A 17,778-nucleotide genomic window follows, 5' to 3' on the forward strand; every position below is an offset into this window, starting at 1 on the left:
GCCAGCCCTCCTCTCTAAACATCGCGATAGACAGGGTAGCCGCTAATGCAAATATCAGCTCCCGCTTGTTCCACCTGCATACGCTCCAGCTCAATAGCCTGTGCCATTTTCTCGAAGCCTTCAAAATCAAAGGTGCCGGGAGCGGCTGCCCCGCCAATAATTTTAGGTGCCATATAAAGCATGATTTTGTCGATGAGTCCGGCTGTCAGCATCGCGCCATTAAGCTTGCCGCCACCTTCCAGCAAAACCGAACCAATTTCCAGCTCGCCAAGCTTTCTCATCGCTTCTGGCAAATCCACCTGCTTGCCAGTGCCTGCCCGAATGAGCTCAACGCCAGCTGCCAGCAGCTCCTGCGCCTTGGCATCATCCGCCTGCTCAGTTGCGATGACGATCGTCCTTGCCGTCCGATCCGTCACCACACGCGCGGTAAGCGGCAGCTTAAGGCTGCTGTCGATGACTATACGCACCGGATGCAGCGCCGGAACGTCCGCTCTCGTCGTCAGCTGCGGATCATCGGCAAGCACGGTGCCGATACCGACCATGATGCCCATATGCTGATGGCGCAGCGTGTGCACCTGCTCCCTTGCCGCACTGCCCGTTACCCATCTGCTGTCGCCGGTGCGGGAAGCGATTTTGCCGTCGAGCGTGCTCGCTGTCTTAAGGGTGACAAACGGCAGCTTCGTCGTAATGTATTTGTTGAATTTCTCATTCATTTGGTTGGAGCGGTCTCCGAGAAGGCCTACTTCAACCTCAATGCCGCATTCCTTCAGCCGTTCAAGGCCACGCCCAGCTACCTGCGGGTTCGGATCGGTCGTAGCCACGACTACCCGTGCGACCTTGGCATCAATTAGCCGTTCGCAGCAAGGAGGCGTCTTGCCAAAATGGCTGCAAGGCTCCAGCGTCACATAAGCGGTGGCGCCTTCCGCTTCCTCTCCCGCCATTTGCAGCGCATGCACCTCGGCATGCCCGGTTCCCCGCTTGAGATGCGTGCCAAGGCCAATAATCCGGCCATCCTTTACAACGACGCAGCCGACGACGGGATTAATATCCGTCTGCCCCGCCGCTTTCTCTGCCATATCCAGTGCCAAGCTCATATAATAACTGTCATTCAAAATATCCATGAACGCAAAAAACCTCCATTAGCAACATAGCCAACGGAGATGAGAGTATACCTTAGAGACCCGCTTTCAAGTACACAAATAATCGATTTTAACAGACCTAATTGCCCAGCAAAAAAAAGTGCAAGCAAATAAGCATGAAATCACGCCTTGAAAGTGTCTCCTTCTCCCATCCAGACTGTACTGTCGGTCCCGGAATTGCACCAGGTCAGCCGTATACAAACCGCTCATGCGTTCACACGCTCTGAATGGAATGTACACGGGTCACGGACTGACAGGCAGCAGCTATGTCGCTTCATCGTTCAAAGCGCTTAGACAGCCTCCTGATCACCGCCGGTTGGGAATTTCACCCGACCCCGAAGGAAAGTCACTGTATTATTTTTATAAAATATTGGTCACTTACTTTTAAAATGTAACTCTGATGAAATGTTACCACCGCAAAATTGAAAAAGCAAGAAATTTCGATTTTAATTCTCAGGTTAGCAGCCACACTGTCCTATTCTTTTGTAAAAAAGCCGCTTGTTTTTCCGACGAATCGAAAAAACAAACGGCCTTCCCGCAACGATTAAACCGTTACGATTTCAACTTTTTCCATTTTTTCGCCTTGGCGGAACGTGTCAACATGCTCCATGCCTTTAGCGACTTTGCCAAATACAGTGTGTCCGCCATCCAAATGCGGCTGTGGAGCATAGCCGATGTAGAATTGGCTTCCGCCTGTGTTGCGTCCAGCATGTGCCATTGCAAGCGTACCGCGCTCATGCTTATTCGGGTTGATTTCACAGTTGATTGTGTAGCCAGGTCCGCCAGTGCCGTTGCCTGTAGGGCAGCCGCCTTGAGCAACGAAGCCCGGAATTACGCGGTGGAAAGTCAAACCATTATAAAAACCATCGTTTGCAAGCTTCTCAAAGTTTGCAACTGTGTTAGGCGCATCTTGATCAAAAAGGTCAATAATAACCTCTGCTCCGTTTGCCATTGTAATTTTCGCTTGTTTTGCCATCTATTAAACATCTACCTTTCTATATCCGAATAAGACTACGTTACCAAATTTAACCCTTATTTCGCAAGGGCTGTTTTGCGAAGTCTTGCCGGAAGCAAGTCATTGCCGACAATATTGTCCAAAGATTCGCGCTGAACGACGAGATCAGACACGCCATCTTTGACAAATACGACGGCTGGACGGCGGAAACGGTTGTAGTTGCTCGCCATCGAATAATTATAAGCGCCCGTGCAAAATACTGCAAGCAGATCGCCGCTGTTTGCTTTCGGCAATTCCAGATCAATAATGAGCTTGTCGCCGCTTTCGCAAGCTTTGCCCGCTACGGTAACGGTCTCTTCGTTCGCTTCGTTCGCACGATTCGCTAGCATCGCTTCATAAACGGATTGATACAGCGCCGGACGCGGGTTATCCATCATGCCGCCGTCTACAGCGATATATTTGCGCACGCCTGGTATTTCTTTGCTCGTTCCAACGGTATAAAGCGTTGTGCCTGCATCGCCAACCATGCTGCGGCCTGGCTCAACCCAAATTTCAGGAAGCGGGAAATCCGCTGCCGTAAAGCTGGAAATAAGCGTATCCGTGATCGCTGCCACGTATTGAGCAACTGGAAGCGGGGAATCTCCGTCAACATAACGGATGCCGAAGCCTCCGCCAAGGTTGATAACCTGGAACGTCAAGCCAAGGTCTTGGCGAATTTCAATCGCAAACGCCGACATTTTCTCAACAGCCATCTGGAAGCCGTCTACTTCAAAAATTTGCGAGCCGATGTGGGAATGAACGCCAAGCACATCCAGATTGGACAGCTCCATCGCTTCTTTAATCGCCTGCTTAGCCGCGCCATTCGTCAAGTCGAAGCCGAACTTGGAATCCTGTTGGCCTGTGGAAATATAGTCATGCGTATGCGCCTCAACACCCGGCGTAATCCGCAGCAAAATTTTAACTGTCAAGCCTTTGTCCTTCGCCAGCGCATTAAGCACTTTAAGCTCAATAGAATTGTCTACTACGAAGCAGCCGATGCCTGCATCAAGCGCCATGTTGATTTCATCCGGCGATTTATTGTTGCCGTGAAAGTGGATGCGCGCTGCCGGGAAGCCCGCTTTCAGCGCCGTATGAAGCTCTCCGTCGGAAACGACGTCAAGTGACAGGTTTTCCTGCTCGGCAAGCGCACACATGGCCATTGTGCTGAATGCTTTGCTTGCATAGGCCACTTGGAATTGCAGGCCGGATTGTTGAAAAGCAGTCACATATTCATTCGCACGCTTACGCACAAGCGCCTCATCGACAATATATAGCGGCGTACCATATTCTTTCGCCAGCTCCGTTACATCGCAGCCACCGATTTCCAAATGCCCCTGGGCATTAACTTTGCTCGTTCCATGCAAGTACATTGTTATTATTCCTCCATACGTGAATAGATTCGATTTGCACCAATAGCAACAGTATATCGTAATCTACCCGCAAGCGTAATGGATAATTTAACATGTCATTTGCATTTTTTCCGATTTCACTCCGTTTTAGGCATTTTATCGAGCTGCTGCGGCCGCAGCAGATTGGGCCGCTTGCGATTTTGCAGCACGGGCGTCCGGAAAATAATACTCATCATCGCTCTGAAGTCGAACGGGATGAACGGCCACATGTAAGGGCGGTTGAATGAACGCTCCATGCACAAAAACAGCAAGATGACCGTCGTCCCGACAATAAAGCCAGGAACCTGGAGAGCAGCTACAAGCGTAATGAGCACAAGTCTGATAATCCGGTTCGCCAGGCCCAGCTCATAGCTCGGCGTCGCAAACATGCCAATAGCCGCAACCGACATGTACAAAATGACCTCGTTGACGAAAATGCCTGTCTTCACTGCAATATCCCCAATGAGAATAGCCGATACGAGCGACATCGCCGTTGCCAGCGAAGTTGGTGTATGCACCGAGGCGAGGCGCAGCAGATCGACGCCGACCTCTGCCAGCAAAAACTGCACGAGCAGCGGCAGCTTGCCGGTTTTTGAAGGTCCGAGAAATTCCAGCGCCTGCGGCTTTAGCTCAGGATGGATAACGAACAGCAGCCAGAGCGGCAGCAGAAAAAGCGAGGCGAATATGCCAATAAATCGTACCCAGCGCAGATAGGTACCGATAAACGGCGTCTGGCGATTTTCCTCGACATGCTGGATAAGATCGAAATACGTCGTCGGCAAAATCATGACGCTCGGCGACGTATCCACGAAGACGACAACTGCCCCTTCAAGCAAATGTGAGGCTACGACGTCTGGACGCTCAGAGTAACGCACAAGCGGGAATGGGCTCCAGCCCCGTTTAACGGTCGCCTCCTCCAGCTGCTTGTCGGCAAGCGGAAGGCCGTCAACCTTGACGATCGAAATTTTTTCCTTAATGGATTTAAGCAATTCCTTGTCTACCAGATCGTCAATGTAGGCGATACAGACATCCGTCTGCGTTCGCTCGCCGATCTGCACCAGCTCGTAACGAAGCTGCGGGTCGCGCAGTCTGCGCCGTACAAGCGATATATTCATCATCAACGTTTCGACGAAACCGTCACGGCTGCCCCTGACGGCCCGCTCCAGGCTCGGCTCGTCCGGCGAGCGGGCCGGGTAGTTTTTGGCGTCAATGAGCAGCGCCGTCGCTTCCTTGTCGATGAACAGCGCCGTTCCCCCAGAGAGAATGCCCGTCAGCAGCTTGTTCCAATCCTGCTCAGACCTAACTTGAGTCGCTGGCACATACATATCTAGAAAGGCATGCAGCGCATCGGATGACAAATCGTCCGGCTGCAAATAGGTCAGCCGCTTAAGCACTTCTGTTTGCAGCGTATCCTTTGCCAAACCGTTCATAAACACGAAGGCAACCCGCCGCTCGCCGAAGATCATTTCCCGAACGACAACATCGAAGCTGGTGCCGTAGCCAAGCTCATTTTTCAGCCGCTCCAGCACGTCATCCAAATCAGAAGGTATTCGTTCCTCTCGGCCATCCTGCCCTTGCTTGCTGCCCTGCCCTTTGCCTTGCGACTTCCTTCGTCCCAGCGTTTTAGAACGGGCATGCAGCGGCTGGCCGTGGCCATGCTGCCCTTCCTCCCTATTTTGCTGCTGGTCGCTTCTACTCTCCTCGCGTCGCTCCTGATGCTCCCCTCCAACAAGCTGCTTGGCGTGAATAAACTCCTTCACCTGCCGCCAGCCTCGTTTTCTTTTGCCGGATGAATGGATGTCCCTATCTGTATCCGTGCCACGCTCATTTCCCAGCTTCATCATGTCAGGAATACTAGCGTGCTTGTAATCTTGTCCCGGTTCATTATGCTGCTCCTGATCCTTATCCATCTTCTTCCTTCACCTCACTCAGTTCTCCAGCATTGCCATCTTATTTCTCTGCCATTTTCCTACCATTGATACCAAAGCCAGTCCAGCAGCGATCCCAATGTTTTGCCAAGCACCATCGCCATCACAAGGCCAACTAAATAGTCCGACAAATGGATGCGTTTGGCGAGGATGGGGAAGACGTTCAGCACCTCCGTAAGCGCCGCCGCAAGCAAGCCGACGAAAATGCCGTTCAGCAGCCCGGCAGCCATTTGTGATGTAATGCCTGCAAGCGAAAGCTTCCAATCGAAAAAATCTGCGAATGTCCAATAGACCGCCCCGCTTATAACGGCCGTCTCAAACCAAATGGACAGGCTATAGGCATAAGCGATCTGCGCAAGCCGCGGAATAAGATCCAGCACCGTTAGCAGCGCCACCAGTCCGCTGCCTACTGCAAGTCCTCCCGATAAGCCCAGCATGACAATAAATGCATGAATCGGCCAATCAAGCATCGTCCTCACTCCGAGCGGTTTGGCGATCATTTTTTTTACGCATCTCGTCGGCGATGACGTAGGCGTTCACATTTTCCTGGTAGGTGAACAGCTCTACCTCAAGCGGATTCGGCTCTTCATTGAACCTTTTTCGGAACAGATGGTTGAAAAACAGCACCATGCCCAGCCCTATGCCGAAGGAATATGGAATTTGAAACCACAGCGGATGCTCGTTATGCTCTCCGGTAATCAGCTCGACGATCCGAATATGGACCTCCTTCATGCTGACGTCGGTATGGAAGTTCATAATTGCCAGACCCGCGCCAAAAAACAGCAGCAGCCACGAAAAAATAAGCAGCGGAATCCGCGGCTTGGGCGGCTTGTCCGCAATCATGACCAACACCTGCGGATCGCCATAGGCTTCAATAGACAAGCCTGGCTCAAGCTCCCGCAGCCGGCTGACGATTTGCAGCAAATCGATGACGACGCGGTTGCCGTCTGGCTTGCTGTGACGATATAGAACGAGCTGGCCCAAGCGGCGTTCCTGCTCTTCGGACTCGCCAAGCAGCCTCGCCGCCTGCCCGAGCGTCACTTCTTTCCCGGGGCGTATTCCAATCCGCTTGCGCAAGCGCAAATAGAGAGGCTGCCGCTGCATCGTATCCATCCGTCATCAGTCCTTTATCTGTACTTGGGTTCGTTTCCCTTTTAGTATGAGAAAAACAGGAATAAGATAGTCACGCTGCAGCAGGTAAAAACAAGAAAAAAAGATCAAACCGCCTACAAGGCGATTTGATCTTTGATGGACTGCAATATTTTTTTCTCCAGACGCGACACCTGTACTTGTGAAATGCCTAGACGACTCGCTACTTCTGATTGCGTCTTGTCCCGGTAATAACGCAAATACACGATGAGCCGTTCCCGCTCGCTAAGGCCTTCGATAGCCTCGGTAAGCGCAAGCTTGTCGAACCAGCGCTCCTGCGAATCATCAGCAATTTGATCCATCAGCGTAATGGGATCGCCGTCATTTTCAAATACCGTCTCATGAATCGAGGTTGGCGGCTTATTCGCTTCCTGCGCAAATACGACATCCTCCGGCGTAATGCCCAGCCGTTCCGCTACTTCACTAATAGTCGGCAGCCGTCCCAGCACCTTGGAAAGCTCGTCTTTCATTTTGCGCACCTTATTCGCCGTTTCCTTGAGCGAGCGGCTGACCTTAAGCGTACCGTCATCTCGCAAAAACCGCTGGATTTCACCGATAATCATCGGCACGGCATAGGTGGAAAATTTAACATCATAGGAAAGGTCGAATTTGTCAACCGATTTGAGCAGACCAATACAGCCGATCTGAAACAGATCGTCAGGCTCATAGCCCCGGTTGATGAAACGTTGAACTACTGACCATACCAAACGAATATTGCATCCTACAAGCGTGTCCCTTGCCAACGTGTCGCCAGACTGGCTTAACGCAATAAGCCGCTTTACTTCCGCATCATCCAAATACGGCTGAGCCGTTTGTTTCAACCCGGAATCCATGAGGTTCAACCCCTATGCGCTAGTTGTATAGCGCTTTTTTCGATTCAATTCGTTTCAGCATGCTGACGCGCGTACCGCCGCCAAGCTCGCTGACAACCTCGAATCGGTCCATAAAATTTTCCATGATCGTAAAACCCATGCCCGAGCGCTCAAGCTCCGGCTTGGAAGTGTAAAGCGGCTGGCGAGCCAAGTCCAAATCTTCAATACCGCGTCCATGGTCAATAACCGTCAAGGAGATCGTTTCTCCTTCAATATAACCCTCTATCGTCACTTTGCCGGCTGCGTCGCTATCATAGCCGTGAATAATCGCATTGGTTACCGCTTCCGAGATTGCTGTCTTTAAATCATTCAGCTCCCCAAGCGTCGGATCGAGCTGGGAGACGAAGGCTGACACCGCTACGCGGGCAAAAGCCTCGTTCTCTGAGCGGGCGCTGAAGGTTAATGTCATTTCATTGCTTCGCTTCACGATACCACCTCCAGACTTGAAATCGCCATCCGTTCATTATCATGAATTTCCAAAATTTTAAACAAGCCCGACATTTCAAAAAGCCGGTGAACGCTTGGACTAACGGCGCAGACAACCATTTTCCCGCCTCTTGCCTTCACCTGCTTATACCTGCCCAGAATGACGCCTAGCCCCGAGCTGTCCATGAATTGCAAATCCTTCAAGCTGAGAATGATGTGGTCGCTGCTTCCTCGTAAAATCGCATCCTCCATCTTGACCTTGACGACGTCGGCTGTATGATGATCCAGCTCTCCGCGCAGACGTACAATAAGCACATTGCGATAATGCTCCAGTTCAGCTTGCAAATTCATAATTGCTGTTCATCTCCTTTAAGCTGTGCATTTGGATAGAACTAGCATTTCTCCAGCGGGGCATGCGTTTCCTGCACGGCGACAAAACTAGAAGCAGAGCCCTAAGAGGTGACAAAATATGCAGCTTAAGCTCGCTATTTTCTGGCAAAACGCACGGAATGAATCCAGATAAACCCTGTTCAATCCGATTTAATCCGGTTTAAGCGAACAATCCGCCAAACGAGCGCTTCAGCATTTTCCACCAGCCAGCCCGTTCAATCGTCTGCGGCGCATCAACGGGGAATTCCTTCAGCAGCTTGTCTCCCTGATAGACGAGAAGCTTGCCGATCGGCGCACCAATCGCAACAGGCGCTTTAAGCGAGCCGTCGATTTTCAGCTCATAGCGGATATCGCTCGTGTTTGCCCCTTTTTTGAGCAGCACGCTGTATGCATGGGGAGCGACCAGTTCAAGCTCGGACACCACGCCCTTCTCCACATGCACCTTGCCCATGGCATCGCCCTCTTTAATAATCGGATGCGTCATATATTGGGCAAACGCATAATCAAACATTTGCGACACTTCCGTATTGCGTGTCTTCGTATTCGGCTCGCCCATTACGACTGCAATGATGCGAAGCCCATCCCGTCTTGCCGTGGCCGACAAGCAAAACTTAGCTTCATTCGTAAATCCGGTTTTCAGGCCGTCTGCACCGCTATAGAACCGCACAAGCTTATTTGTGTTGACGAGCCAGAATGGCTTCTCTGACGTTTTACGCAAATAATCCTGATACATTCCCGTGTATTTCGTAATATTCGTATGCTTGAGCAGCTCACGCGACATAACCGCAATGTCATGGGCCGACGAATAATGGTCCTTTGAAGGCAAGCCGTTGCAATTGGCAAAATGGGTTTCCTTCAGCCCGAGCTGCTTCGCTTTCTCATTCATCATCGCCACAAATTGCTCCTCGGTGCCTCCAAGCTTCTCTGCCATCGCAACAGAAGCATCATTGCCAGAGGCTAGAGCAATTCCTTTAATCATGTCGTCAACGGTCATTTCCTCGCCGGGCTCCAGAAAAATTTGCGAGCCGCCCATGGAAGACGCATATTCGCTCGTCTGCACCTTGTCGGTCAGCTTGAGCTTGCCGTCAGCCAGCGCCTCCATAATAAGCAGCATCGTCATAATTTTGGTGATGCTTGCCGGAGGCAGCTGATCATGGCTGTTTTTCTCGTAAATAATCGTTCCACTGTCCGCATCCATAAGAATGGCAGAACGGGCCGATGGCGCCAAATGAGGCTCCGCGCTTCCGGACTGCTCCGCTGCTGGCAGCGATGGGAAGAGCGGTGTCTCAGCCGCTTCTGCCGCGAATACAGCGGTTGGCAAAGAGACAGCTAGCGCAAGGATGCATAAGCACAGTTTATTCCGTAGTTTTTTCAAGAACAGATTCCCTCCTATGAAGCTGCGGCATGCCCGTACTCCGCAAAATGTTCGGTTCACGGGAATTCGCCGCAATTCGGCTATATTTAAATATAAGAATTTATAAGTTTTACACTTATAAAAGAGCTTATATTTCACCCGCGAAACGGAAGCTTTGCCGCCAAAGGACGGCTTCAGCCGTTTACGCTTGTCTTCCACAGTGTCGCCTGTTTTTATGTAAATTATTCCAAAATGCTTATATTCGTAAAAAAAACCGCCCTCGCAGAAGCTTTCGCTTCCTGCAAGAACGGTTTTTGAATTTTTTTACGTCATTACCTGCTAATTAAATCTAATTACCCCTTTTTATTGCGACAGTCGCCTTCGCTAAGCATCATATGGCAGATCTCAACCTATGTTTCATGCCACTTGCTCTGTTTATTTATGGCTGGAAACGGTCCGTCGCTCTTCCTGCGCACGCACGATTAAAACGTCTAGCGATTGGCTTAGCCGCAGTACCTCTCGGTGAAGAAAAGTTTGTTTGATAAGCGCCGTCTCAACCATTTTATCGCGCAACTTCTCCATCTCCAAGAGCAATTGCTTGTCCATTTAACTCCACTCCATTTTTCTATAATTACGGACATTATACGACGATGGCGTTTTAAAATACTGTCACAATGAGTCGAGCCAATTGTTACAATTGTGTTACAAGTTTGCGGACAAAATAACACCAATTTCCAGTTTATTTAAACTACTTAAGCTGTAAACTGTTCTTTAAATGAGCGGAACCAAACCTTTTACAAGGTCTAAAAATTGAGATTTCACGCGCTCTGCCGTCTCCATAACCTCTGCGTGGTTAAGCGGTTGATCCAAAATCCCCGCAGCCATATTCGTAATACAAGAAATGCCAAGAACTTCAATTCCCGCATGTCTTGCGGTAATCACTTCCGCAACGGTCGACATTCCGACAGCATCTGCCCCCAAAACGCGCAGCATGCGAATTTCCGCAGGCGTTTCATACGTTGGTCCGAGCAGTCCAGCGTATACTCCCTCAGCTAGTGCAAGCCCTTGGCTTGCCGCAAGTTCACGGGCAATACCGCGCAGACGTTTGCTGTAAGCCTCCGACATATCAGGGAAACGAACGCCCAGCTCGTTATCATTAGGGCCGATGAGCGGGTTTTTGCCTGTCATGTTCAGGTGGTCAGAAATCAGCATCAGGTTGCCGGATTCAAACGCAAGGTTGACGCCGCCAGCCGCATTCGTCACAAGCAGCGTTGATACGCCAAGCGCCTTCATTACGCGAACCGGAAATGCCGTCAGCTCCGGGCCGTAGCCTTCATACATATGAAAGCGGCCGCGCATCAATAGTACCGGCCGGCCGGACAAGGTACCAATAAGCAGCTCTCCTGCATGTCCTTCCACTGTGGATACCGGGAAATGCGGAATATCGTGGTACGCAATCGTCACTGGATTTTCCAAATGATCGCCTAAAACACCAAGACCGGAGCCCATAATCAGGCCAACCTCTGGTAACAAGTTCGTACGTCCGGCAATGTAGGATGCCGCTTCTTTAATTTGTGCTGCTGTAATTACGTTCATAGTTATAGCCTCCAAGTCGTTAGTTCATTAATTCTTTAGTTCATTCGTTCATTCAATCATTAGTTGATTCATTCATTCGTTCGTTATTTAATTTAGATAATTCAATTAAGCTTCAAGCAATTCGAGAAAGCTTGTGCCGTTTGGCGGAGTCTTTACGTTAAAGTTGTCGGCAATCGTCGCTCCTAAATCGGAGAAGGTTGCTCGCGACGCTAGCTGTCCAGGCTGCTTGAATGCTGGGCTATAAAGCAGCAGCGGCACATATTCCCGCGTATGGTCCGTACCCGGATGAACGGGATCATTGCCGTGATCTGCGGTAATGACTAGCAAATCGCGCGGTCCAATCGTTTGCGTAAGCTCAGGCAAAGCGCGGTCAAACTCTTCTAGTGCGGCGGCATAGCCTTCTGGGTCTCTGCGATGTCCGTACAAGGAATCAAAATCAACGAGATTCGTAAACAGCAAGCCCTTAAAAGGCTCCTTCAAAGCAGCTATCGTACGGGCGATGCCATCAGCGTTGCTCTTCGTGGGCGTAGAAGCATTAATGCCCTCTCCATCAAAAATATCATTGATTTTCCCGATGGAAATCGTGTCGAGTCCGCCATCTTGCAGGGCATTAAGCACCGTAGGCTCCGGCGGCTTGACTGCATAATCATGGCGATTAGGCGTACGCTTGAACGCGCCCGGCTCCCCTTCATAGGGTCTGGCGATAACCCGCCCTACCGTATATCGCTCATCCATCGTCAGCTCACGCGCAATTTCGCAAGCGCGGTATAGTTCGTCTAGCGGGATGATGCCTTCATGCGCTGCAATTTGAAAAACGCTGTCAGCAGAAGTGTAGACGATCCATGCTCCCGTCTCCATTTGCTCAGCGCCCAGCTCGTCCAAAATTTCCGTACCGCTTGCCGGCTTATTGCCGATGACCTTGCGTCCTGTGCGCTCCTCGAATAAAGCGATCAGCTCATCCGGGAACCCGCCTGGAAACGTCTGAAAAGGGTCCGTCAGCTTCAGCCCCATCAGCTCCCAATGCCCGGTCATCGTATCTTTGCCAACCGATACCTCCTGCATTTTTCCATAGTAAGCGCCAGACTGTCCCTCTGCCGGCTTCCAATCGCCGAGCGGCGCAATACGGTCAAGGCCAAGCTGGCGCAAATTTGGCAGGCTTGTCCCCTTTACTCTTTCTACGATATGCCCAAGCGTATGCGAGCCAACGTCGCCGAACGCCTCCGCATCCGGCTGTTCGCCAATTCCAACGCTATCGAGCACAATAACGGCAATACGATCAAATTTACTCATGTAGTCCCAACCTTTCTGGTATTATATCTGGTGAAAAACAATGTGCTTATGTGAAAGGTTTGACTTTCCACCAACATTCGGTGCGCATCCGCGCTGCCTGACCTAGTCTTATGCAGCCGCTGACTTCGCTATCTTTCAAGCGCGTGGATGCGCGCTGTTGTATACGTCTTTCATTTTCACCTTTGTCAGCTTGGAATATTTCTGGGTTGTAGCAACGTCGGCGTGGCCCAGCAGCGCTTGTACGGTACGCACATCAGCACCGTTCTCGAGCAAATGGGCAGCGAACGAATGGCGCAGCGTATGCGGCGTAATATCCGCTTCAATGCCGGCCTCTTTTGCATACTTTTTGACCGTCTTCCAGAAGCCCTGCCGCGTCATCCGCGTCCCCAAATGGTTCAAAAAGAGCGCGTCCTCCTGCTTGCCGTGCCGCTGCAGCCCGACTCGCCCATGCTCCAAATAATCTTCCAGCGCTTCTGCAGCTTTTCTTCCAAATGGAACAATACGCTCCTTCCGGTTGCTGCCTACACACTGAATAAAGCCGAGCTGTTGGTTGACGCTTGGCACATCCAGCGAAATCAGCTCCGACACGCGCATGCCAGTCGCATACAGCAGCTCCAGCATCGCCTTGTCCCGCTTTCCTGCAGTCGTCACGCATTGCGGCGTATCCAGCAGCAGACTTGTATGCTCCATCGATAAAATTTGCGGCGGCTTCGTTTCCTGCTTCGGCGATTCAATATAGATGGAAGGGTCGCGATCAATGAAACCTTCAACCAGCAAATAATGAAAGAAAGCGCGTATCGACACGATGTGCCGCGATAAAGTAGACGGCTTGCGCCCATCCTCCTTTAATTGCAGCAAATAATGCGCCAAATGATGCTTTTGCACAGCCGATGCTGACTCGATATTCTGGCTTTCCATATAATCCAGTAGAAACAGCAAATCCCGCCCGTACGACTCCAATGTATTTTTCGACAAGGAGCGTTCCACGCTTAAAAAACGAATAAATGAGTTCACCAAAGATTTCATCCTGTTTCCTTTCATGCTTCCAGCCTTTGCACGCCATTAAAGCGTACTTCGGTATTTCCACACCAAGGATCATAAATCCTGCTTGGCGAGCTTTTTATCCTGCCCAGCTATTCGCCGTACCAATAGAAAAAGCGCAGCCTATCCGCTATATTACCATTATCCCACTCATATGTACTATGCCAAATGGCCTTAACGGCCTCGCCTTGCGGAACTTCATAAGGATTGCTTGGCGACACGACATCAACGAGCCAATCATAGCCGCCAGTGGCGACGATGAACAAACCGATGAACAGCAGCATAAATACGAAGCGGCTGAACCATTTGCGCGCAGACAATACCATTAGCCTCTCGCCCCTCTCTATATATGCGAGCAGGTTTGTCCCGCCCATTTTACCATATGATGAGAGAGGGGCTTATATGCTCAAGCAAGCAGTGTTTGAATCGGTGTAAATGGCAGTTCCAGTGCCGCCGCCACCTGCTCATAGGTTAATTTGCCGCTATGCGTATTGACGCCTTTCTGCAGAGGCTCGCTGAGCTTTATCGCCGCCAGCCCGTCATTTGCGAGCAGCAGCGCGTAAGGCATGGTGACATTCGTCAGCGCAAAGGTCGAGGTGCGCGGCACAGCACCCGGAATGTTCGCTACCGCATAATGGATGACGCCATGTTTGACGTAAACTGGGTCCTTATGCGTAGTAGCCCGGTCAACCGTTGCAATGGAGCCGCCCTGGTCAACGGCGACATCGACGATGACTGCGCCTTTTTTCATCGTTTTGACCATTTCCTCCGTCACCAGATGAGGCGCCTTCGCCCCCGGAATCAGCACAGCGCCAATAAGCAAATCCGCCTTCGCCACCGCCTCGGCAATATGATACGTGCTCGACATTACGGTCTGAATGCGGCCGCCAAATATATCATCCAAGTAACGCATTCGATCAAGACTGCGCTCAAGCAGCACGACGGTTGCTCCCATGCCAAGCGCAACCTTCGCGGCATTCGTACCGACGATGCCGCCCCCGATAATGACGACCTCCCCCGGTGCTACCCCAGGCACACCGCCCAGGAGGACACCTCTGCCGCCGTTAAACGCCTCCAGAAACTGGGCGCCAACTTGTACTGCCATACGTCCTGCAACCTCGCTCATTGGCGTCAGCAGCGGCAGACTGCCATTTTGAAGCTGAATCGTTTCATAGGCTATAGCAGTAACCTCGCTGTCCATTAAAGCTTTCGCCAGCTCCGGCGCAGCCGCAAGATGCAAATAGGTGAACAAAAGCTGCCCTTTGCGGAAAAATCCATATTCCTCTGGGAGAGGCTCCTTTACTTTCATAATCATTTCTGCGCGTTCCCATACTCCAGCAGCCGAGTCTACGATTACGGCACCCTCGCTTGCATAATCGCCGTCTTGAAAGCCGCTGCCATCTCCTGCCCCTGTCTGTACTAGCACTTGATGTCCCGCTGCTTTAAGCATGGTGACGCCTGCTGGCGTCAATGCTACCCGGTATTCACTCGTTTTTATTTCTTTGGGAACGCCAATGATCATGAAAAAACCTCCTAAAGAAAATAATGGGGATATAGCCATATTGTACGTCAAAGGCTTGTCCTAAGCGATACAATTTCCATCTGCTGCAAAAAATATGTACTTGGGGACGAATACCCAGTCCACACCTCGCCCTCCTCCATACACTACACAAGTAGTCTCATGTCTGCCTAATAAATGGAGGAGGAGCCCATCATGCCTCGATTAGATAACCTGATCGCTTCCTGTTCTGCCTATAAACCTTCTAAACATACAGAACGCCAGCTCATCAGCTTTACTACGCACAGCTCCTATAAACGCTGCTTGCGCCTGCTCGAATCGCGCGGCATTCATCCATTCAAAACGATGCCTGGCTGCAAAATGATCGGTTTTCTGCTTGACCGGCGCAGCTCGTGGAAACATATTATCCGGCATCCTGAGGTTAAGCTAATGGAGCGGGATGTTAAAATCCGCAAGCATGATACCGCTCCCCAAATGGCAACCCGCACCATAAAGCCAAATCTCCCCATTATAAAAACGACTGTAGACGCCAATAAGGTGCCTTGGAATATTAAAAGAGTACAGGCGCCGCTTGCTTGGAAGCGCACACTTGGCAGACCTGTCAAGCTTGCCATTATTGATACCGGCATTGCCAAGCATCCCGATCTGCGCATATCGGGCGGTGTCAATACGATGGGTGGCACAAGCTATTACGATGACAATGGCCATGGCACTCATGTTGCCGGCATTGCGGCAGGCAGAGGCTTAACAGGACTGTATGGCGTAGCTCCCAATATTAAGCTGTATGCCGTGAAGGCATTGGACCTTTACGGTTCAGGCTACGTGTCCGACATTGTAGATGCCATTGAATGGTGCATTCGCAACAAAATGAATGTCATTAATATGAGCTTTGGCATCGTCAGCGGCCAGCACAGCGATTTGCTGCGCCAAGCGATCAAGCGGGCAGCGAAGCAGGGCATCGTCATTACTGCCTCAGCTGGCAATGAGGGGCCAAATACGACGACGATCGACGAGCCAGCTTCCTTTCCGGAGACGATCGCTGTCGCTGCTACCAATCGGCTCAACCAGATCGCCGATTACAGCAATCGAGGAATGGGCATTGATGTTGCCGCGCCGGGAACAGAAATCATCTCTACTTGGCTGAATGGCAAATATGCCATCATGTCAGGAACGAGCATGTCGTCTCCCCATGTGGCTGGCGGTGCTGCTTTATTGCTGTCCGTAAGGCCAAAGCTAAGCTCCGCCCGTGTATCGACTGTTCTTCGCAAGTGGTCTGTACCGTTAAAAGGCTATTTGCCCACTGCGCAAGGCTCCGGCCTGCTGCGGCTCGGGCGCATTCGCAATGTAAGCTCCTGATCCAGCGGGCCACGCTATACTCCAACCCGAACGTCTTTCCTCATATGTAACGCCAAAACGGCTTCGCCGTCCAGAAACACTGGGCAGCAAAGCCGTTTATGATTCGTCTTTTTTCGCATTCGCATTCTTCTCATTGCATTTACGACAAATGCCCTGGAAGTCCAATCGATGGTCGAGAACCGAAAAACCATATTCCTCTTCCAATCGTTCCTCAAGTGGCAGCAGCCAATCGTCCTTAATCTCATCCATCGATCCGCATTGCACACAAATAAGATGATGATGATGGTGCTTGCTGCTGTCCGTTCTCAGATCGTATCTGGCAACCCCGTCGCCAAAATTAAGCTTCTCCACTACATGCATTTCGCTTAATAGCTCAAGTGTCCGATACACTGTTGCAAGGCCAATTTCTGGCGCCTTGTCCTTCACAAGCATGAACACATCTTCCGCGCTCAAGTGATCTTCCTCATTCTCAAGCAATACACGTACTGTTGCTTCACGCTGCGGGGTTAATTTGTAGCCCTGCGACTGCAACTGTTGTTTAATCTTATCAATCCGGGCTTCCATGATTTCCCCCCTACCACACATGTCTGCGCCAACATCAGAAAACGTTTGCTTTCATTATAGAGTCAAACCCTTGTGAAAGTCAAACATTTTGGCGTGGATTGGGCATCAGATTGCCGCGGCGGAAGCGTCTAAAATCGGTGCTGCCCAGCTCATTAACAGTGGAGAGACGTAAGCTTCAAGCAAAGCGGCTCCGATTAAAACCATCAGCATCAGCATCGCTGTCGTCGTAAAGCTCAGCATTTGCGGGGCAAGTGTGCCGTTTTGCCGCATCAGCCTATTTTTCACCACATACAACGAAAAAGACAGCGCCGAAGCGCTCGCCATCAAAATGGCCGGCACAATAATTAAATTAGGCGGCGCAATCGAGACGAGCGAAAACAGCACGCCCTTCCATGAATATTGTGTAATGAGCGTACCGAGCGCAAAGCCGACAAGCACGCCTTTTAGAAAATCCATAGCCAGCACCAGCGGTATGCCGACAACGGTAATGCCAAGGAACCACAGCACCAGCAGCCATTTTCCATGAAAAAAAACGCGCTCCCAAAACGTAGCCGCGCTATCCGCAACCGCCCCGCCATGCATAAGCTGTACATACTGGCTCATATCCGAAGCCAAATCCTGCTGCTGCTCAAAGGTGAGCGCATTTACCATCAACCCGCCAAAAATGACGCCCACGACAAACAGCACGCCCACAAACACATACAGCGTCAGCTGCCTCCCTGCGGGCCCCTTCCCCATTCGCGAACGCATAGCCTTCCCCCTCTTGTCCCAT

Annotated in this window: 19 protein-coding genes and 1 riboswitch; of the genes, 1 reads left to right on the forward strand and 18 read right to left on the reverse strand. The window is 51.0% G+C overall.

Features of this window, described 5'->3' with window-relative positions; all coding sequences use genetic code 11:
• Positions 1-14: 14 nt before the first annotated feature.
• From ribD to ald, 16 genes are all read right to left on the reverse strand, one after another.
• The gene (gene ribD, locus ASF12_RS01835) at positions 15-1,121 is read right to left on the reverse strand and encodes a bifunctional diaminohydroxyphosphoribosylaminopyrimidine deaminase/5-amino-6-(5-phosphoribosylamino)uracil reductase RibD (RefSeq protein ID WP_056028901.1); all 1,107 of its coding nucleotides are present in this window, start codon (positions 1,119-1,121) and stop codon (positions 15-17) included.
• Positions 1,122-1,275: 154 nt separating this feature from the next.
• A riboswitch (FMN riboswitch) is annotated at positions 1,276-1,486 on the reverse strand.
• 197 nt (positions 1,487-1,683) lie between these two features.
• A complete protein-coding gene (locus tag ASF12_RS01840; RefSeq protein ID WP_056028903.1) occupies positions 1,684-2,115 on the reverse strand; it encodes a peptidylprolyl isomerase in 432 nt (143 codons plus the stop codon).
• A gap of 56 nt (positions 2,116-2,171) precedes the next feature.
• Positions 2,172-3,503 carry a diaminopimelate decarboxylase gene (gene lysA / locus ASF12_RS01845; protein WP_056028905.1) on the reverse strand — a complete coding sequence of 444 codons (1,332 nt, stop codon included), beginning with the start codon at positions 3,501-3,503 and terminating at the stop codon, positions 2,172-2,174.
• Between the two features lie 116 nt (positions 3,504-3,619).
• Positions 3,620-5,431 carry a spore germination protein gene (locus ASF12_RS01850; RefSeq protein WP_235533013.1) on the reverse strand — a complete coding sequence of 604 codons (1,812 nt, stop codon included), beginning with the start codon at positions 5,429-5,431 and terminating at the stop codon, positions 3,620-3,622.
• 59 nt (positions 5,432-5,490) lie between these two features.
• The gene (locus ASF12_RS01855; protein ID WP_056028907.1) at positions 5,491-5,919 is read right to left on the reverse strand and encodes a stage V sporulation protein AB; all 429 of its coding nucleotides are present in this window, start codon (positions 5,917-5,919) and stop codon (positions 5,491-5,493) included.
• Positions 5,912-6,562 carry a stage V sporulation protein AA gene (locus ASF12_RS01860; protein WP_155972713.1) on the reverse strand — a complete coding sequence of 217 codons (651 nt, stop codon included), beginning with the start codon at positions 6,560-6,562 and terminating at the stop codon, positions 5,912-5,914. Before ASF12_RS01860 ends, ASF12_RS01855 begins: the two co-directional genes overlap by 8 nt.
• 113 nt (positions 6,563-6,675) lie before the next feature.
• The gene (gene sigF, locus ASF12_RS01865; protein ID WP_046231980.1) at positions 6,676-7,431 is read right to left on the reverse strand and encodes an RNA polymerase sporulation sigma factor SigF; all 756 of its coding nucleotides are present in this window, start codon (positions 7,429-7,431) and stop codon (positions 6,676-6,678) included.
• 19 nt (positions 7,432-7,450) lie between these two features.
• Positions 7,451-7,879 (reverse strand): anti-sigma F factor, encoded by a 429-nt coding sequence (spoIIAB, locus tag ASF12_RS01870; protein ID WP_056032668.1) that lies wholly within the window; start codon positions 7,877-7,879, stop codon positions 7,451-7,453.
• Positions 7,880-7,893: 14 nt separating this feature from the next.
• Positions 7,894-8,247 carry an anti-sigma F factor antagonist gene (gene spoIIAA, locus ASF12_RS01875; RefSeq protein ID WP_056028909.1) on the reverse strand — a complete coding sequence of 118 codons (354 nt, stop codon included), beginning with the start codon at positions 8,245-8,247 and terminating at the stop codon, positions 7,894-7,896.
• Positions 8,248-8,446: 199 nt separating this feature from the next.
• Positions 8,447-9,661 carry a D-alanyl-D-alanine carboxypeptidase family protein gene (locus tag ASF12_RS01880; protein WP_056028911.1) on the reverse strand — a complete coding sequence of 405 codons (1,215 nt, stop codon included), beginning with the start codon at positions 9,659-9,661 and terminating at the stop codon, positions 8,447-8,449.
• A gap of 414 nt (positions 9,662-10,075) precedes the next feature.
• Positions 10,076-10,246: an aspartyl-phosphate phosphatase Spo0E family protein gene (locus ASF12_RS33405; protein ID WP_081418563.1), complete on the reverse strand. Its 171-nt coding sequence runs from the start codon at positions 10,244-10,246 to the stop codon at positions 10,076-10,078.
• 165 nt (positions 10,247-10,411) lie between these two features.
• On the reverse strand, positions 10,412-11,236 hold the full coding sequence (locus ASF12_RS01885) for a purine-nucleoside phosphorylase (protein WP_056028913.1): 825 nt from the start codon (positions 11,234-11,236) through the stop codon (positions 10,412-10,414).
• 105 nt (positions 11,237-11,341) lie between these two features.
• Positions 11,342-12,526 (reverse strand): phosphopentomutase, encoded by a 1,185-nt coding sequence (deoB, locus tag ASF12_RS01890; RefSeq protein WP_056028915.1) that lies wholly within the window; start codon positions 12,524-12,526, stop codon positions 11,342-11,344.
• Between the two features lie 135 nt (positions 12,527-12,661).
• Complete coding sequence (gene xerD, locus ASF12_RS01895; RefSeq protein ID WP_056028917.1) at positions 12,662-13,552, reverse strand: site-specific tyrosine recombinase XerD; 891 nt, start codon at positions 13,550-13,552, stop codon at positions 12,662-12,664.
• A gap of 107 nt (positions 13,553-13,659) precedes the next feature.
• Entirely contained in the window at positions 13,660-13,893 is a 234-nt protein-coding gene (locus ASF12_RS01900) for a DUF4227 family protein (RefSeq protein WP_056028919.1), read from the reverse strand.
• 80 nt (positions 13,894-13,973) lie between these two features.
• Positions 13,974-15,089, reverse strand: coding sequence for an alanine dehydrogenase (gene ald, locus ASF12_RS01905; protein ID WP_056028921.1), 1,116 nt, complete (start codon positions 15,087-15,089; stop codon positions 13,974-13,976).
• A gap of 192 nt (positions 15,090-15,281) precedes the next feature.
• Here ald and ASF12_RS01910 point away from each other — a divergent pair, with 192 nt between their 5' ends.
• The gene (locus tag ASF12_RS01910; protein WP_056028923.1) at positions 15,282-16,442 is read left to right on the forward strand and encodes a S8 family peptidase; all 1,161 of its coding nucleotides are present in this window, start codon (positions 15,282-15,284) and stop codon (positions 16,440-16,442) included.
• Positions 16,443-16,538: 96 nt separating this feature from the next.
• Here the strand turns inward: ASF12_RS01910 and fur are convergent, their stop codons facing one another.
• The gene (fur, locus tag ASF12_RS01915; RefSeq protein WP_056028925.1) at positions 16,539-17,006 is read right to left on the reverse strand and encodes a ferric iron uptake transcriptional regulator; all 468 of its coding nucleotides are present in this window, start codon (positions 17,004-17,006) and stop codon (positions 16,539-16,541) included.
• Between the two features lie 105 nt (positions 17,007-17,111).
• Positions 17,112-17,756 (reverse strand): stage II sporulation protein M, encoded by a 645-nt coding sequence (spoIIM, locus tag ASF12_RS01920; RefSeq protein ID WP_056028927.1) that lies wholly within the window; start codon positions 17,754-17,756, stop codon positions 17,112-17,114.
• Positions 17,757-17,778 lie beyond the last annotated feature (22 nt).

Origin of the sequence: Paenibacillus sp. Leaf72, from assembly GCF_001422685.1 — a bacterium.
Classification (GTDB): domain Bacteria; phylum Bacillota; class Bacilli; order Paenibacillales; family Paenibacillaceae; genus Pristimantibacillus.

Bases quoted from the DNA above. Each gene is read 5' to 3' on its own strand.
- ribD (WP_056028901.1), bottom strand. From the start codon at position 1,121: ATGGATATTTTGAATGACAGTTATTATATGAGCTTGGCACTGGATATG.
- ASF12_RS01840 (WP_056028903.1), bottom strand. From the start codon at position 2,115: ATGGCAAAACAAGCGAAAATTACAATGGCAAACGGAGCAGAGGTTATT.
- lysA (WP_056028905.1), bottom strand. From the start codon at position 3,503: ATGTACTTGCATGGAACGAGCAAAGTTAATGCCCAGGGGCATTTGGAA.
- ASF12_RS01850 (WP_235533013.1), bottom strand. From the start codon at position 5,431: ATGGATAAGGATCAGGAGCAGCATAATGAACCGGGACAAGATTACAAG.
- ASF12_RS01855 (WP_056028907.1), bottom strand. From the start codon at position 5,919: ATGCTTGATTGGCCGATTCATGCATTTATTGTCATGCTGGGCTTATCG.
- ASF12_RS01860 (WP_155972713.1), bottom strand. From the start codon at position 6,562: ATGGATACGATGCAGCGGCAGCCTCTCTATTTGCGCTTGCGCAAGCGG.
- sigF (WP_046231980.1), bottom strand. From the start codon at position 7,431: ATGGATTCCGGGTTGAAACAAACGGCTCAGCCGTATTTGGATGATGCG.
- spoIIAB (WP_056032668.1), bottom strand. From the start codon at position 7,879: ATGACATTAACCTTCAGCGCCCGCTCAGAGAACGAGGCTTTTGCCCGC.
- spoIIAA (WP_056028909.1), bottom strand. From the start codon at position 8,247: ATGAATTTGCAAGCTGAACTGGAGCATTATCGCAATGTGCTTATTGTA.
- ASF12_RS33405 (WP_081418563.1), bottom strand. From the start codon at position 10,246: ATGGACAAGCAATTGCTCTTGGAGATGGAGAAGTTGCGCGATAAAATG.
- ASF12_RS01885 (WP_056028913.1), bottom strand. From the start codon at position 11,236: ATGAACGTAATTACAGCAGCACAAATTAAAGAAGCGGCATCCTACATT.
- deoB (WP_056028915.1), bottom strand. From the start codon at position 12,526: ATGAGTAAATTTGATCGTATTGCCGTTATTGTGCTCGATAGCGTTGGA.
- xerD (WP_056028917.1), bottom strand. From the start codon at position 13,552: ATGAAATCTTTGGTGAACTCATTTATTCGTTTTTTAAGCGTGGAACGC.
- ASF12_RS01900 (WP_056028919.1), bottom strand. From the start codon at position 13,893: ATGGTATTGTCTGCGCGCAAATGGTTCAGCCGCTTCGTATTTATGCTG.
- ald (WP_056028921.1), bottom strand. From the start codon at position 15,089: ATGATCATTGGCGTTCCCAAAGAAATAAAAACGAGTGAATACCGGGTA.
- ASF12_RS01910 (WP_056028923.1), top strand. From the start codon at position 15,282: ATGCCTCGATTAGATAACCTGATCGCTTCCTGTTCTGCCTATAAACCT.
- fur (WP_056028925.1), bottom strand. From the start codon at position 17,006: ATGGAAGCCCGGATTGATAAGATTAAACAACAGTTGCAGTCGCAGGGC.
- spoIIM (WP_056028927.1), bottom strand. From the start codon at position 17,756: ATGCGTTCGCGAATGGGGAAGGGGCCCGCAGGGAGGCAGCTGACGCTG.